This is a genomic window from Rhizobium sp. SJZ105 (assembly GCF_007828365.1).
Classification (GTDB): domain Bacteria; phylum Pseudomonadota; class Alphaproteobacteria; order Rhizobiales; family Rhizobiaceae; genus Agrobacterium; species Agrobacterium tumefaciens.
In genome coordinates, this window is the sequence record NZ_VIUP01000006.1 from 125,452 (window position 1) to 140,152 (window position 14,701).

The window sequence follows — 14,701 nt, forward strand, 5'->3', positions numbered from 1 at the left end:
CCATGAAGAGAGTCTTTTGCGATCAAGGACTTGAGCGCGCTGGACCCCGGACCCAGGCCGGGGTGACTGTGTCCGAAATTGCTGAGGCAACCCGCCTTCAGAGATAATCACGTTTGACCGTTTCCAGAACAGCGGAAAAACGCTCCTTGCGTTCCTCCAGCCTGCCATCCGGGCTGAGACGCGGTTCGGCACGGCTTGCCTGCCACAGCGCCAGCGTGGAAGGTGCTGCCAGCACCTGCTTGGCCAGTTTGCGCAGCGACAGGGATTGGCTTGCCTGCGGCCGCACCAGCACATCGCCCTCAAGCGCCGGACCGGATCCCGCCTCGGCAATGACGGGGGCTGGCGGCGGCGGGAAGCTCATACCCCAGAAACGCGACCCCTTTTTCGCCGCCTCGGCGCGGGTGGAGACTGGCACGTAACGCGGCTGATACTCCACACCGACCGTGCCTGCCCAATCGCTCCACTTGAAACTGTTGATCGAGGGAGATGTGCTCACCGCCACCCATGGCACGCGGAACGCATCGGCAAGAATGGCGCCATGCATGGATTCGGCCACGATAAATTCAGATTGGGCGATGGCGCGGATGACCGACATCGCCTCGCCGCGCGGATCGAGATAGGTCAGTCCCGCCGGTTCGCAAACCGTTTCCCACATGCCGAATTCCGCCGATTCCCAATGGGGAACGAAGGTTTTCTTGTAGAGTTTCGGCAGGCCTTTGAACTCTGGCATCTCGGTCACCATCACGGCGGGATCGACAATGCCCTTTTCGGGAGAAAGTCCCAATTTGGCTGCGGTTTTTTCGCCGCGCACGCAGCGAATGTCCCAAAATCCGGTGCTTGTATCCGGCACCGCGCCGTAGCCATAACCGCTGCCGATCACAAGCTTGCGCTGCTTTGCGGGCAACAATGTATCATTGAGAACCGTGCCGACACCGACGAGCATCACATCGTCATGCACGTCCCGCAGCCCGGGCAGCAGAAAGTCCCACAGCCACAGATTGAGATCGTCGCCAAAATTTCCGTGATGCGATTCCCAGTGGTAAGGTTTCATGAAGTCACTCCTGGGTGAAAAACATATAAATTCTTGCAGGCAAGAATTCGATCATCTTGTCCGCACTATTTTGCCTGCGCCGAGCTCAAAAGCCGCTCGCAGGAGTGCCGGATCGCGCATCGCCCACTTCAGCAGCAGTCCGAATTCGGGCACCTTGCGCCGTTTCAGATTGCCGGCCTGGCTCCAGAGCGCCTGTTTGCGCGCCGTATTTTTATAGGAAGCGATCGAGGCCACATCGTCCGGCCGCCGCGAAAATCGCCCCTCCAGCGTATCGAGCGCAACCCAGGTATTGAACTGCTGGCGCAGGAATTCCGGCGAGGTATTGTCGATGCTGTGGAAGATATTGACGCCCATTCCGCGCATGGCACCGGCATCGTCACACAGAAGCGTGCGCTTGGATGCGAGGATGGAATCGCAGAAAAACAGCACATCTTCCGCCGCAAGCCGGAGCGCCGGATCGAAGCGTATCTTTTCAAAAAGCGGGCGGCCGATCACCATGCAGGAGAGATGCAAGAAGCTCCAGTTGCGCAGCATCACGCTCGCCAGATCCGGCAGCTCGATCACCAGAGGCCGCTCGGAAAGCCTTGCGGCGCCCTCGTTCTTCTCCAGCTCGGAAATGGCGAAATGATAATAAAATTCGTCACTTGCCTGCATGGATGCCCAATAGCACTCACCGCCAAATGTCTTCAGCGCGAAGGCCGCATTCTGGAGATGATCGGGCGTCCAGATGTCGTCCGAGTCAAGAAATGCGACGTAATCGCTGCCAGCAGGAACGTGGTCGAGACCGGTATTGCGCGCACCACCCGGCCCGCCATTGGCCTGCTTAATGACGAGAATCCGCTCTTTCTGCGCTTGCGAAAGTTCTGCAAGCTCATTGTCTATCGGATATGGCGATTCGTCATCGACGATGACAAGATCGAAATCCTGGTAAGTCTGCGCAAAAACCGATGCGAGCGCACGTCCAAGAATTCCGTGCTGCTTTTGGTAATAGGGAATGACGACAGTAAATCTTGCCATTGTTTCGCCCCTTGCGTTGATCAAGAAGTGTCGGGCCCGATCCTAAAAGCGGCCCCGATGGTATCGGCAACTCCCCACCGGCGTTCCTCCCCGCCGGCCTCCAGAAACAGGATGCTTGTATGCCCCCAGCTCCAAATGTAAAGACCATCACCACGAATGTCGGCTGGAGCGTCTTGTCTAAGACAGGGACATTCGGGCTTAAATTTGTCACCGTTCCCATTCTTGCACGACTGCTGACACCGGAAGAATTTGGTGTGGTTGCAGTCGGCTTAACGGTTGTACAATTCCTGACCATGATTGCCGGAGCGGGGCTCACCTCGGCGCTGATCGTCGAGAAAGAAGAGGATATGGATACAATCCATACCGTTTTCTGGGCAAATCTGGCAATTTCCTGCACCATGGCCGCCGCGCTCTACATTTTCGCGGAGTTCTTCGGTGGGCTTCTGGGTGCGGTGGAAAGTGCCTATCTGCTGCGTATCATGGCCTTTCTCATTCCGTTGCAACTTGCGGGTGATGTCGCCTATTCACTGCTAGCCCGGCGCATGAACTTCAGTCAGGACGCGCTGTGGAGCATGGCGTCTGAAAGCATCGCGGCGGTTGTCGCCGTGGCTATGGCGCTTCTCGGCTTCGGCGTCTGGGCGCTCATCATCCAGCTTTTCGCCGCCGCACTCATCAGGCTTGTCGGGCTATATGCCGTTTCCCGCTATTGCCCGCGTTTCGTCATGAAACCGCACCGTCTGGTGCCGCTTCTCGGTTTCAGCTCCGGCCTGATGGGATCGGAAATCGCCAATTTCGTCACCTTCCAGTCGCCGATGGTGGTGATCGCCCGGCATCTCGGCCTTGCCGATGCGGGCGCCTATTCCGCCTCCAACCGTTTTGCCAGCATTCCCAATCAGGTCGTCCTGTCGGCCGTCATGGGCGTGCTGTTTCCCGCCTTCAGCCGTATGATGGACGATCCGCAGCGCCGGCGTGATGCCTTGATGTTCAGCACGCAGGTTCTGACCGTGCTGCTTGCGCCGATGATGTTCGGCCTCTGGGCGGTGGCCGAACCGGCCATGCTGGTAATTTTCGGGCAGAACTGGGCTTATGCTTGGCCGGTTCTCGGTCTCCTTGCCCTCTCGAAAGCCATTTTGACCCCATGCAGCACCTTTATCCCCTATCTCAAGGGTGCCGGCTATGGGCGTGTGCTGTTCTGGTCGGCCACGATCCGCGCCATCGTCACCACGGTTGCCGTCTGGGCTGCAGCCGTCTACGGCAGCCTGATCGACGCGATGATTTGGCTCTGCATCGTCAATGCGGTGACGCTGGTTGCCTACTCATGGGCCGTGTTCAAGGCAAGCGATACACCCTTTTTCAGCGGCCTCTATGTCAGCAGCAGACCGATGATTGCAGCGCTGGTCATGGCCGTTTCGGTGCGTTACCTGCTTCACGTCCTTGCCGAACGCATCCCCAACGCAACGCTTCAGGTCCTCGTTGGCGCCGCAGTCGGCGGTATCATCTATGCGGTGCTGATTTTGCTGACGGAACGCGCCCTGCTTGGAAAAATCCTCGGGATGGTCAAATCGCGGCGAATGCGTGAAAACGCAACCCAAGGTTAGCGGCTCGTCACTGAAAGCGCCTCATTTCGGCCGTTAACAGGTCTCACCCGTCACGGATATGTGTTCCGTGACGGCATGGCAAAACCATTTTTTTGCGATGCAATATCGCGTACGATGATAATAACGCTTCCTCTGGCGATTTTTAGCGACGACTTAAATCTAGGAAAAATTAAATATTTTCAGTTGCTTAATTTTTTTAAGTCGCACGGAATGCCGGAACGCCAGACAATCACCCGCAATATCTAAGCTTGTGTTTTTCCCGCGTCGCCACATTTTACCCTAAAGTCGAAACCAGACTTACGAGTGCGGGCTTAAGTTCGCTCTGGTTGCAACGCGGCGTGGGTGGACGCCGCCCAATAGGGGTGACTGATGTGACTGTCGATCAGAACCTATCCTCCCGTATCAATTTGATGCGTATATTGCTGATCTCTGGAATCGTGTTCGTCCATGTGCCGCACGATGCCGAAACCAGCCCTTTTCTTGGCCTTTACGGCTTCTTCGACTGGCTGCGTGTTTTTCTGGGCGACGCCCTGTTTCGCATCGGTGTGCCCTGTCTCAGCGCGATATCCGGCTATCTGCTGTTTCGTCGCGGCATGAGCGGGTTCGATTATCCGGCGACGATCCGTTCGAAGTCGAAAACGGTGCTGCTGCCCTTCCTGCTGTGGAATGGCGCGTTGTTTGCCGCAATTTTGCTTATCCAGCTGTTTGACGTTGGTGTGGGTTATTTCCCGGACCTCTGGAACGCCAGCCCGCGTGAAATCATCAGCCATGGAACGGCGCTCGAAGAACTGCCGGTAAACGTGCCGCTTTATTTCCTGCGCGACCTGTTCGTCTGCATCCTGCTGTCGCCGGTGCTTGCATTTCTCATGCGCCGCTTTGCGCTGCCAACGCTCGCTATCCTGCTCTTCATAACCGCCATGCCTGATCTGACGATCTTCATCGTCCAGAAGAAATCGATCCTGTTCAGCTTCTCACTGGGCATCGCACTTGCGCTGCACCGCGTCGATGTCAAGGCACTCGATCCCTACGCCTTCCCGATCATGGCGCTGACCTTTGTCGCTGCGGCCATGCTGGCAACAGGCCTTTATTTCACCGGCCCGGAGTTCACATTCTGGCTGAACATGTCTCGCAACTTGCTCGCTGTTTTCGGCGCGCTCGGTTTCTGGGCGTCGTCGGCGCTTTTGATCCGCAGCAGGCTCGGCAAGCGGCTTTCCGAAACCGGAAGCCTCAGCTTCTGGATATTCTGCGCTCACTATCCGTTGCTCGTCATCATGTGGATGGTCTGGAACAAGGGCGGACCCGATTTCTACCCCGCCTTCTATGTCATCGCCACACTGTCCGCCTTTGTCATTCTGGTGGTGAGCAATGCACAAACCCGCAAATACCTGCCGGCCGTCTATGCCGTGCTGACCGGAAGCCGGAACGGCAAACGCAAGACAACGTCCGAATTCGCTGCAAAACGGGCCTCCATGATCGGCCCGCCCACATCCGAAACACTTTATTCGCAACGACAGAGGTGAACCAATGACAACATTTGTCACCCGCGTTCAGACACGCATTCTTCTCGCCGCCGCCCTGCTGGCTACACCCTTCACGACACCGAGCCAGGCACAAGAAGGCAACGGCGCATCGTTCATCGAGAATTTCGATCAGATGGACCGGTCGTTCTGGTACGTCTCCGACGGCTGGAACAATGGTGCGCATCAGAACTGCACCTGGTCGAAGAAATTGGCCACGGTGGAAAACGGCCAGCTGACGCTTGGTTTTGAGGAAGCAAAGTCCGGCGACCGCAACTTCGCGTGCGGTGAAATCCAGACCAAGGGGCGTTATCGCTACGGCACCTATGAAGCACGGATGAAAGCCGCTACCGGCTCCGGGCTGAACTCCGCCTTCTTCACCTATATCGGCCCGACCGACAAAAAGCCCCATGATGAAATCGATTTCGAGGTTTTGGGCAAGAATACGGGCAAGGTACAGCTGAACCAGTATATTTCCGCCAAGGGCGGCAATGAGAAACTGGTGCCGGTAGAAGGCGGAGCAGATGCTGGCTTCAACGATTACGCCTTCGTGTGGGAGCCTCAGCGCCTGCGTTACTACGTCAACGGCAAGCTCGTTCACGAAGTCACGGATGAGACCAAGATTCCGCAGAACGCCCAGAAGATTTTCTTCAGCCTATGGGGAACCGACACGTTGAAGGACTGGATGGGTGCCTTTTCCTATTCCGGCGCAACACAGATGATTGTTGACCGCTTCGCCTTCACGGCCCTCGGCGACAAATGCCAGTTTCCCGAATCCATCGCCTGCGCCCTTAACTGATTGACTTTTTAAACCTGAGCCTCGGCGTCCTTGACGCATGAAACCAACCGGAACCCATGCATGATCCATGTTCTTTATCTCGCGCATGATCTGTCGGACCCCGCCATTCGCCGGCGGGTGTTGACCTTGCTTGCGGGCGGCGCGCGGGTCACGCTGGCGGGCTTCCGGCGCGGACAGAACCGGCTTGCAGAGATCGAGGGCGTGGTGCCGGTCATTCTCGGAGAAACCGCCGATGGGCAGTTTCTTCAGCGCATGGCAGCCGTCGCCAAGGCCAGCCTCTCGCTCGGCAAAACATTACGCGGCACCCCCACGCCCGACGTCATTCTTGCCAGAAACCTGGAAATGCTGGCTCTCGCAAAACGGGCCATGTCGCTTTACGACCGCCAGCCGGCACTGGTTTACGAATGTCTCGACATTCACCGCCTGCTTCTCAATGAGGGCAAGCCGGGGCAGCTTCTCAATGCGGCCCAGCGCTATTTCGCCCGGGATGCCAAGCTGCTGGTGACGAGTTCTCCGGCTTTCGTCGAGCATTATTTCAAACCCGTTTCCGGCCTGAACCTTCCCGTGCTGTTGCAGGAAAACAGGGTGCTGGCGCTTGATGCCGCTGTAGCAGCCAACCCACAACCGCGCCCACCTGCCCCCGGCGAGCCCTGGAAAATCGGCTGGTTCGGCGCGCTTCGCTGCCGCAAATCGCTCGAAATCCTCGCCGATTTTGCAAAGCGCATGGATGGCAAGGTCGAAATCGTCCTGCGCGGCCGGCCGGCCTATTCGGAATTTGCGGATTTCGATGGTTTCGTGGCTGCCGCGCCGCATGTCCATTTCCACGGGGCCTACAAAAACCCTGAAGATCTGGCCACCATCTATAATGAAGTGCAGTTCACCTGGGCGATCGACTTCTTCGAGGAAGGCCAGAATTCAAGCTGGCTGCTGCCCAATCGGCTCTATGAGGGATGCCTTTACGGCACCCTGCCGATTGCACTTGCAGGCACGGAAACGGCTCGTTTCATCGAAAAGCGCAATATCGGTTTTGTTCTGCAAAATGCCGGTGCAGATGATCTGGCCGCTCTTTTCAACACTATGACTCCACAAACGTATACGGACGCCTTCGACGCCCTCTCGGCACTCGACAAGAAACAATGGCTGACCGACCGCGACGATTGCCGTCAGCTGGTCCAGCAATTGTCCTCTCTTACAAAATCCGCTTCCGGCCATGCCCGTGAAGCTGCGTTTTCACCCGTGTAGTGCGTAGGGGGCAAATCATGGAAGGTCTTGGTCATTCCGGCATCAAAACTCTGATCGTCATTCCCTGCCTCAACGAGGCAAAGACGATCGAGGCGTTGCTGCGAAAATTCACCGGCGCGATGGATGGACGTATTTTCCGCATCGTTGTTGCCGATGGCGGCAGTACGGACGGCACGCGCGACATCGTTTCCGCCTTCGCCGTAACGAATGACCGCGTTACGCTCCTTCCCAATCCCAAGCGCATCCAGAGCGCCGGCATAAACCTGGCCGTATCCACTTTCGGCGAGGATTTCGACTACCTCATCCGCATCGACGCCCATGGCGATTATCCGGATGATTATTGCCAGCGGCTGATTGAGGACGCGGATCGCACCGGCGCGGATTCCGTCGTGGTCGCCATGGATACGGTCGGGCACGGCCTGTTCCAGAAGGCGACGGCGATTGCGCAAAATTCCAAACTCGGCAATGGCGGCTCCAAGCACCGCGAAGGCGCCAAGGGACACTGGATCGACCATGGCCACCACGCGCTGATGCGGATCGCCGCCTTCGACGCGGTCGGTGGTTACGATGAAAGCTTCAGCCACAACGAGGATGCCGAACTGGATTTCCGGCTGCGCAAATCCGGTTTCCGTATCTGGATGACCGACAAGACCCGCATGACCTATTATCCGCGCGCCAGCGTCATGCCGCTGTTCAGGCAATATCTCGCCTATGGCCGTGGCCGGGCAAAGAACCTGCTGAAACATCGCTCGATCCCGAAGATCCGCCAGATGATTCCGCTGGCTGTCCTGCCGGTCTTCGTGCTTGCCCTGCTGTCGCTTGTGCATTGGGCAGCACTTATTCCGCTCGGCCTCTGGATCGCCGCATGTGTGGGTTATGGCTTGTGGATGGCAATAGGTCAGAAAAACCCATACGGCCCGCTCGCCGCCTTTTCCGCAATGGTGATGCATCTGGCGTGGTCCACCGGCTTCTGGCTGGAACTCCTGAAATTCCGGGGAAAAAAGGCTGTCTCATGACCGACCTCATCGTCACCGAACCACACAATTCAAAGACCGTCGATATCGGCATCTGTACCTACAGACGTCCGGCGCTGGTCGCCACACTTCTGTCACTCTTCGAACTGGAAGTGCCCGAAGGCGTGACAGTTCGCCTGATCGTTGCCGACAATGATGAGGAACCGAGTGCCAAGGCAAGTGTGGATCGGCTGCGTGAAACTTCGCCTTTCGAGATCGCCTATGTCCATTGCCCGAAATCGAATATCTCGATTGCCCGCAACGCCTGCCTCTCTGAATGCCGGGCGGACTATCTGGCCTTTATCGACGATGATGAGACCGCCCCGCCGCACTGGCTTGCCGCACTTCTGGAGAAGGCAGGCGAAACCGGTGCGGATGTCGTTCTTGGCCCAGTGACGGCGGTTTACCGTGAAAATGCGCCGGGCTGGATGAAACGTGGCGATTTTCACTCGACCGTGCCAGTCTGGGTGAATGGCGAGATCATCACCGGCTACACCTGCAACACGCTTCTCAAGATGGAAGCCCCATCGGTGAAGGACCGGCGTTTTGCGCTGGCGCTCGGCCAGAGCGGCGGTGAGGACACGCATTTCTTCTCGCATCTCCATTCTTCGGGCGGTCGCATCGTCTTTGCGCAAAAGGCCGTGCTCTCCGAGCCGGTGCCGGAAAACCGCGCCCGTTTCATGTGGCTTGCCAAACGTCGCTTCCGCTCCGGCCAGACCCATGGCCGTGTGCTTGCCGAAAAGAAACCCGGCGCAAGACGCGTGATGCAGGTGCTGAAGGCAGGATCGAAAGTTCTCTATTGCGCCGTCTTTGCCGCGCTGAACGGTTTCAACGCCGTGCGCCGCAACCGCTATGCCCTGCGCGGCGCCTTGCATCTCGGCTCGGTAAGCGGCGCCTTCGGAGTGCGCGAAATCCGCCAATACGGCGCGGTGGAGGCAACCTGATGGAGAACCTTAACCCTCAGCCCGATATCAGCTTCGTCATTGCCGCCTATAATGCCGCAGAGACGATCGAAGCCGCCATTCAAAGTGCGCTTGACCAGCAGGGCGTGACGCTGGAGGTGATCGTCGTGGACGACCGCTCCGCCGACGAGACGATCTCGCTCGTCGAGGCCATTGCGGCCAACGATCCGCGTGTCCGGCTGCTTGCCCTTGAACAGAACCTCGGACCGGGAGGCGCGCGCAATGCCGGTATCGACGCAGCAACCGGACGCTTTATCGCCGTTCTCGATTCGGACGACGTCATCCGCCCTGACCGTTCCGCCTGCATGATGTGCCGGGCAGATGCGGCGAATGCGGTGATCGCTGTCGACAATCTCGACGTCGCCTATACGGACGGCAGGCCGATGGAAACGATGTTCGCAGACGAGTTTCTGGAGGAAAGACCCGTCCTTACCCTTGAGGACTTCATTTCCTCCAACATCCTTTTCCGCTCCACCTTCAACTTTGGCTACATGAAGCCGATGTTCCGGCGCGATTTCCTAAATAGTGAAGGATTGCGTTTTCGCGAGGACATCCGCATCGGCGAGGATTACATCCTGCTTGCCTCGGCGCTTGCCGCCGGCGGCCTTTGCGTCATCGAGCCGAAACCGGGCTACATCTATAATATTCGCGAGGGTTCGATCTCGCGCGTCCTTGAAATCCACCACGTCGAAGGAATTATGCGGGCGGACCAGGAGTTTCTGAGCCACTACGCGCTGTTGCCCGCCGCCATGGATGCGCAGCAGGCCAGAAGCCGTAGCCTGCAACTGGCCCGTAACTTCCTGACATTGGTGGAAGACATCAAGCGGCGCTCGATTATCGGCGCGCTGAAGACAACGATCAGAGATCCCGCCGTGCTGGGGCATTTGAGAATGCCCATTGCCGTGCGGCTGAAGAGGTTGCGGAACGCGATGTTTGCGCCCGCGGCAAATACTGGGGTGAAAAGGCAGATTTCGTAAAATTTGTGAACGGACAAATCTGTGCGCGAAAAATCTGCAAGCGGACTGGGGACAGATCAAACGTTGATGAAGGAGAACGCGATGGACCTGAACAAAACTGTCAGAAAAGCCGTCATTCCCGTAGCCGGCAACGGCACGCGGTTTTTGCCCGCCACCAAGGCGATGCCGAAGGAAATGCTCACGATCGTCGACCGGCCGGTCGTGCAATATGCCGTTGATGAGGCCATGCAGGCCGGCATCGAGCACATTATTTTCGTAACCAGCCGTAACAAGACCGCCATCGAAGACTATTTCGACAGCGCGCCCGAGCTTATCAACACGCTCACCCGCTCCGGCAAGACGGTGCAGGTGCTGCAGCTTGAAAAGATGCTGCCAGTCGCGGGCACAGTCAGCTACACCCGCCAGCAGGTGCCGCTCGGCCTCGGCCACGCGGTTTGGTGCGCGCGCGAACTGGTGGGCAAGGAGCCTTTTGCGCTGCTTTTGCCTGATATGGTTTCCTATGGCGCACGCGGCTGCATTGCCGGGTTGATGGAACTCTACGACGAAGTCGGCGGCAATATCCTCGGTGTTGAGGAATGCCTGCCGGAAGAAGTGTCATCCTACGGCGTCGTTGGTGTCGGCCAGAAGGTCAATCACGGCTTTGCGGTGACCGAAATGGTCGAGAAGCCGGAACCATCCAGGGCGCCTTCGAATTATTACCTGAACGGCCGTTATATTCTGCAGCCGGAAATCTTCGACATTCTCGCCAAACAGGAGCGTGGCGCGGGCAACGAAATCCAGTTGACTGACGGCATGAAGCGGCTCGCTGAAAAGCAGGCCTTCCATGCGCAGAAGTACAGCGGTCGCACATTCGACTGCGGCAGCAAGCAGGGCTTCATCGCCGCCAATGTCGCTTTCTCGCTGATGCGTGCCGACATGGAGGCGCAGGTTCTCGCTTCCGTCAAGGAACTCGTTGCAAACCATGAAAGCCGCGTTCAGGCGGCCTGACTTTAATCGTGCTGCCGGGGAGGCGGTCGGCACATCAATAACGGGGGGCGGGAAGCCGAGCGTTGCTCGGCTTCCCGCGTACCATTTTTAATTCACAAGGTAGGTCCATGCACCACAAGACCTTTAAATCCAGCATCGGTTTTCCGGATCCCGGCAAGGATGCCGACACATTTATTGACCTCGATCGCCTCTGGGCAGCCGTGGTGCGCCGCGCCAATGTCATTGCCGCCTCGGTCATCGCCGCTGTGGTTCTGGCCGGCCTTTATCTGGTGCTTGCAACCCCCGTTTACACCGCGATGACTCAGGTGCTTCTGGATGAAAGCCTTTCCCGTTACGCGGAAGAGGAATCGCCGGTACCTGCCGCCCAGATCGTCGACAACCGTATCGCCAGTGCCGTGGAAATTCTGAAATCCAAGGAAATGGCGCTGACCGTGGTCGACAAGGCCAAGCTCGACGAGAACGACACCATCGTCAATCCGTCGCTGTCGCCGGTCGATCTCGTGAAATCCTCCGTGCGCGGTATCGTCGATCTCATCCTGCCCGGAGATCCGCCGGCCTCCGAAGCGGCAATCCGCGCCGGACGCCGCGAAAAGGCAGCCGCCGTGCTGCAACAATCGCTGATCGTAGAGCGTGTCGGCCGCAGTTCGGTCATCGCCATTTCCACCCGTTCGACAGATCGGCAGCTTGCCGCGCTCATCGCCAAGACCTATGCGCAGGCCTATCTGACCGAACAGCTGAACGCCAATTTCGACGCCAGCGAGCGCGCTTCCGTGTGGCTTCAGGAGCGCATGAGCGACCTGAACCAGCGTGCGCAGGCCGCCCAGCTTGCCGTCGAAAAATTCAAGACGGACAATAATATCGTTTCTTCGCGTGGCGAGCTGATGTCGGAAGGCCAGTTGGCCGATCTCAACGGCCAGCTGATTGCCGCGCAGGCGGATGTCGCGACGGCTGCTGCACGTTATGGCCAATACAAATCCATCATCGACCGGGGACCGGATGCAGCCGTTGACAATGCAGTCGTTTCCGCACGGGATGCCGACAACTCGGTCATTCAGGACCTTCGCAAACGCTACATCACGATCTCTGACCGATTGCAGGGCGTCGTCCAGCAATTCGGCGCCGACCACCCTCAGGCGGTAGCGCTGGAGAGTGAGAAGAAAGAGATTGCAAGGCAGATCTTCCAGGAACTGCAGCAGGTTACGGGCAGCCTGAAGAACGAATACGACGTCTCCAACTCCCGTGTGCAATCGCTTCGCGACAATATCGACCGCGTGGCGGGCCGCAATTCGCAGGCCAATATCACCATGGTGCAATTGCGTGAGCTGGAGCAGCGGGCAACCGCTCTGCGCACACTCTACCAGTCCTACCTCGGCCGCTTCGAAGAAGCATCCCAGAAGCAGTCGCTGCCGATCGCCAAGGCCCGCATCATCTCCGAAGCGGGTCTGCCGACAGCTCCGTCCAGCCCGAAAAAGACCATGACCATGGCGCTTTCCGTCATTCTCGGCCTTATGCTGGGCGGCGGCATTGCAGCGCTTCTTGAGTTCCGGGATCGCTTTTTCCACACCGGCAACGATGTGCGCGACAATCTGCGCATGCGTTTTCTGGGCTACCTGCCCTTTATCGGGGAACGGGGTGCAGAAACCGCAAAGTCGGGTACCCCTGCCGCCACCCCCGGCAGCGAGAGCACGACCATCGACGAAAACGGTCAGGTCTCGTTCCAGAAAATGCTACGCCTTGCCGTCGACAGCCCGCGCTCAAGCTTTGCCGAGACGCTGCGCAACGTGAAGCTGACGGCTGATGTCGTTATCCAGGAACGCCAGTGCCGGGTAATCGGCGTCATCTCGTGCCTGCCGAACGAGGGTAAATCGGTCGTGGCGCTCAATCTCGCCGGTCTGATTGCCTCCACCGGCAAGCGCACGCTTGTAGTGGATGCCGACATCCGCAACCCCGGCCTCAGCCGCATGCTGACAACGCGGCAATCCGCCGGTCTGGTGGAGGTCGTGCTTGACGAGATACCGTGGACGCAGGCAGTGAAGGTCGATACCCGCACGAAAATGGGCATCCTGCCGGTTTCCACCAGCAACCAGTTTGCCCATTCAAGCGAGCTTCTTGCCTCCTCCGGCATGCGCAAATTCATCGAATCGGCGCGTGAGGCCTGCGACTACATCATTGTCGACCTTGCACCCGTCGTTCCCGTCATCGACGCAAAAGCCTTCGCACCGCAGGTCGATGGTTTCGTCTTCGTGACGGAATGGGGCAAGACGCCGATCCAGATGGTGCAGAACCTGATGGCCAACGAACCGCAGATTGCCAACAAGACGTTGGGTATCGTGCTCAACAAGACCGATATGACGGAATTGCAGCGTTATGCAGGCCCCGGTGGCTCTGAGCACTATCACGAGACATTCGCGGCCTATTACGGCGACGCCAAACCGCCGGTGAAGGAAAACGCCTGAATGGTGTAGCGGCCCGGTGCAAACCGGGCCGCTGTTTTTCGCAACTCAAATTTTGCCATCCAGCCTATGGCGTTGCCCGCAAAATTACGCATTGATGGCGACCAACCAATCGCCAGCAAGCAGGACCAGTTTCATGCCATCACCCATCGCCCTTGTTTCGCGGATGAATGCGCAAGCGGAGGCCATCTGGAAGCAAGCGCTTCGCGACGCCATGCCGGAAGAGGAAATCCTCTCCTTTTCCGAATTGAGCGGGGAGCAGAAACGCGCGGTGGACTTCGCCATCGTCGCCAATCCCGATCCAGCCGATATTGCAGCCTTGCCGGGTCTTTCGTGGATTCACAGCCTGTGGGCAGGTGTCGAACGGCTCGTTCTGGAACTGGGAGACAAGGCGCCGCCGATCGTCAGGCTGAAAGACCCGGAGCTTTCACGCGTGATGGCGGAAGCCGTGCTGGCATGGACCTATTACCTGCAACGCGACATGCCGGCCTATCGCGAAAACCAGCAAAAAGCCCTCTGGCAGGAACTCGATTATCGGCATCCGGGCGAGATGACCATCGGCCTCCTCGGCCTCGGCGCGCTCGGAACGGCTGCGGCGCAACGCCTGCTTCATGCAGGCTTCAACGTTTCCGGCTGGAGCCGCTCGGCCAAGGCAATCGAGGGAGTGGCAACGCTGACGGGCGATGACGGGCTGGAGGACTTGCTGGAAAAAAGCGACATTCTCGTCTGTCTGGTGCCGCTGACCGATGCGACGCGCGGCCTTCTGAATGCCGACCGTCTCGGCGCCATGAAAAAGGGAGCCGCACTCATCAATTTCGCCCGCGGAGCCGTCGTCGTCGCCGATGACCTGATCGCGGCGCTTGATTCCGGCCAGCTTTCGCATGCGGTTCTCGATGTCTTCGAACAGGAGCCGCTACCTCCCGCCTCCGCATTCTGGCAGCACCCGAAAGTGACCGTCCTGCCACATATTTCCGCGCCGACAAGCCGTGAAAGTTCAGCGAAAATAGTGGCAGGCAATGTCAAGACATGGCGTGAAACAGGTACGCTGCCGGAAACGGTCGATATGACGCGCGGTTATTGAGACA

12 protein-coding genes are annotated in these 14,701 nt (G+C 58.3%); 10 read left to right on the plus strand and 2 right to left on the minus strand.

From position 1 onward, the window contains the following. Nucleotides 1-97: 97 nt before the first annotated feature. Both FB593_RS18665 and FB593_RS18670 read right to left on the minus strand, forming a co-directional pair. The gene (locus tag FB593_RS18665; RefSeq protein ID WP_111802033.1) at nt 98-1,051 is read right to left on the minus strand and encodes a polysaccharide pyruvyl transferase family protein; all 954 of its coding nucleotides are present in this window, start codon (nt 1,049-1,051) and stop codon (nt 98-100) included. A 51-nt stretch (nt 1,052-1,102) separates the two neighbouring features. Then, nucleotides 1,103-2,068 carry a glycosyltransferase family 2 protein gene (locus FB593_RS18670; RefSeq protein WP_004431756.1) on the minus strand — a complete coding sequence of 322 codons (966 nt, stop codon included), beginning with the start codon at nt 2,066-2,068 and terminating at the stop codon, nt 1,103-1,105. A 119-nt stretch (nt 2,069-2,187) separates the two neighbouring features. On the opposite strand from FB593_RS18670, the gene FB593_RS18675 reads away from it, so the two are divergent. From FB593_RS18675 to FB593_RS18720, 10 genes are all read left to right on the plus strand, one after another. Then, on the plus strand, nt 2,188-3,666 hold the full coding sequence (locus FB593_RS18675; RefSeq protein ID WP_111802034.1) for a lipopolysaccharide biosynthesis protein: 1,479 nt from the start codon (nt 2,188-2,190) through the stop codon (nt 3,664-3,666). 371 nt (nt 3,667-4,037) lie between these two features. After that, on the plus strand, nt 4,038-5,186 hold the full coding sequence (locus tag FB593_RS18680; RefSeq protein ID WP_004431750.1) for an acyltransferase family protein: 1,149 nt from the start codon (nt 4,038-4,040) through the stop codon (nt 5,184-5,186). 4 nt (nt 5,187-5,190) lie between these two features. After that, complete coding sequence (locus FB593_RS18685) at nt 5,191-5,982, plus strand: glycoside hydrolase family 16 protein (RefSeq protein ID WP_004431747.1); 792 nt, start codon at nt 5,191-5,193, stop codon at nt 5,980-5,982. A gap of 60 nt (nt 5,983-6,042) precedes the next feature. After that, entirely contained in the window at nt 6,043-7,224 is a 1,182-nt protein-coding gene (locus tag FB593_RS18690) for a glycosyl transferase family 1 (protein ID WP_111802035.1), read from the plus strand. Between the two features lie 17 nt (nt 7,225-7,241). Further along, nucleotides 7,242-8,240 (plus strand): glycosyltransferase family 2 protein, encoded by a 999-nt coding sequence (locus tag FB593_RS18695; RefSeq protein ID WP_111802036.1) that lies wholly within the window; start codon nt 7,242-7,244, stop codon nt 8,238-8,240. After that, on the plus strand, nt 8,237-9,181 hold the full coding sequence (locus FB593_RS18700; protein WP_076844566.1) for a glycosyltransferase family 2 protein: 945 nt from the start codon (nt 8,237-8,239) through the stop codon (nt 9,179-9,181). Before FB593_RS18695 ends, FB593_RS18700 begins: the two co-directional genes overlap by 4 nt. Further along, nucleotides 9,181-10,176: a glycosyltransferase family 2 protein gene (locus FB593_RS18705; protein ID WP_145166836.1), complete on the plus strand. Its 996-nt coding sequence runs from the start codon at nt 9,181-9,183 to the stop codon at nt 10,174-10,176. Before FB593_RS18700 ends, FB593_RS18705 begins: the two co-directional genes overlap by 1 nt. An 81-nt stretch (nt 10,177-10,257) precedes the next feature. Beyond that, on the plus strand, nt 10,258-11,163 hold the full coding sequence (locus tag FB593_RS18710; protein ID WP_004431732.1) for a UTP--glucose-1-phosphate uridylyltransferase: 906 nt from the start codon (nt 10,258-10,260) through the stop codon (nt 11,161-11,163). Nucleotides 11,164-11,270: 107 nt separating this feature from the next. Further along, the gene (locus FB593_RS18715) at nt 11,271-13,619 is read left to right on the plus strand and encodes a polysaccharide biosynthesis tyrosine autokinase (RefSeq protein ID WP_004431729.1); all 2,349 of its coding nucleotides are present in this window, start codon (nt 11,271-11,273) and stop codon (nt 13,617-13,619) included. Between the two features lie 133 nt (nt 13,620-13,752). After that, entirely contained in the window at nt 13,753-14,697 is a 945-nt protein-coding gene (locus FB593_RS18720) for a 2-hydroxyacid dehydrogenase (RefSeq protein ID WP_111802074.1), read from the plus strand. The last annotated feature ends 4 nt before the right edge of the window (nt 14,698-14,701 follow it).

Coding starts and splice junctions, on each gene's coding strand:
- FB593_RS18710 (WP_004431732.1), top strand. CDS start 10,258: ATGGACCTGAACAAAACTGTCAGAAAAGCCGTCATTCCCGTAGCCGGC.
- FB593_RS18685 (WP_004431747.1), top strand. CDS start 5,191: ATGACAACATTTGTCACCCGCGTTCAGACACGCATTCTTCTCGCCGCC.
- FB593_RS18675 (WP_111802034.1), top strand. CDS start 2,188: ATGCCCCCAGCTCCAAATGTAAAGACCATCACCACGAATGTCGGCTGG.
- FB593_RS18715 (WP_004431729.1), top strand. CDS start 11,271: ATGCACCACAAGACCTTTAAATCCAGCATCGGTTTTCCGGATCCCGGC.
- FB593_RS18700 (WP_076844566.1), top strand. CDS start 8,237: ATGACCGACCTCATCGTCACCGAACCACACAATTCAAAGACCGTCGAT.
- FB593_RS18690 (WP_111802035.1), top strand. CDS start 6,043: ATGATCCATGTTCTTTATCTCGCGCATGATCTGTCGGACCCCGCCATT.
- FB593_RS18705 (WP_145166836.1), top strand. CDS start 9,181: ATGGAGAACCTTAACCCTCAGCCCGATATCAGCTTCGTCATTGCCGCC.
- FB593_RS18720 (WP_111802074.1), top strand. CDS start 13,753: ATGCCATCACCCATCGCCCTTGTTTCGCGGATGAATGCGCAAGCGGAG.
- FB593_RS18670 (WP_004431756.1), bottom strand. CDS start 2,068: ATGGCAAGATTTACTGTCGTCATTCCCTATTACCAAAAGCAGCACGGA.
- FB593_RS18665 (WP_111802033.1), bottom strand. CDS start 1,051: ATGAAACCTTACCACTGGGAATCGCATCACGGAAATTTTGGCGACGAT.
- FB593_RS18695 (WP_111802036.1), top strand. CDS start 7,242: ATGGAAGGTCTTGGTCATTCCGGCATCAAAACTCTGATCGTCATTCCC.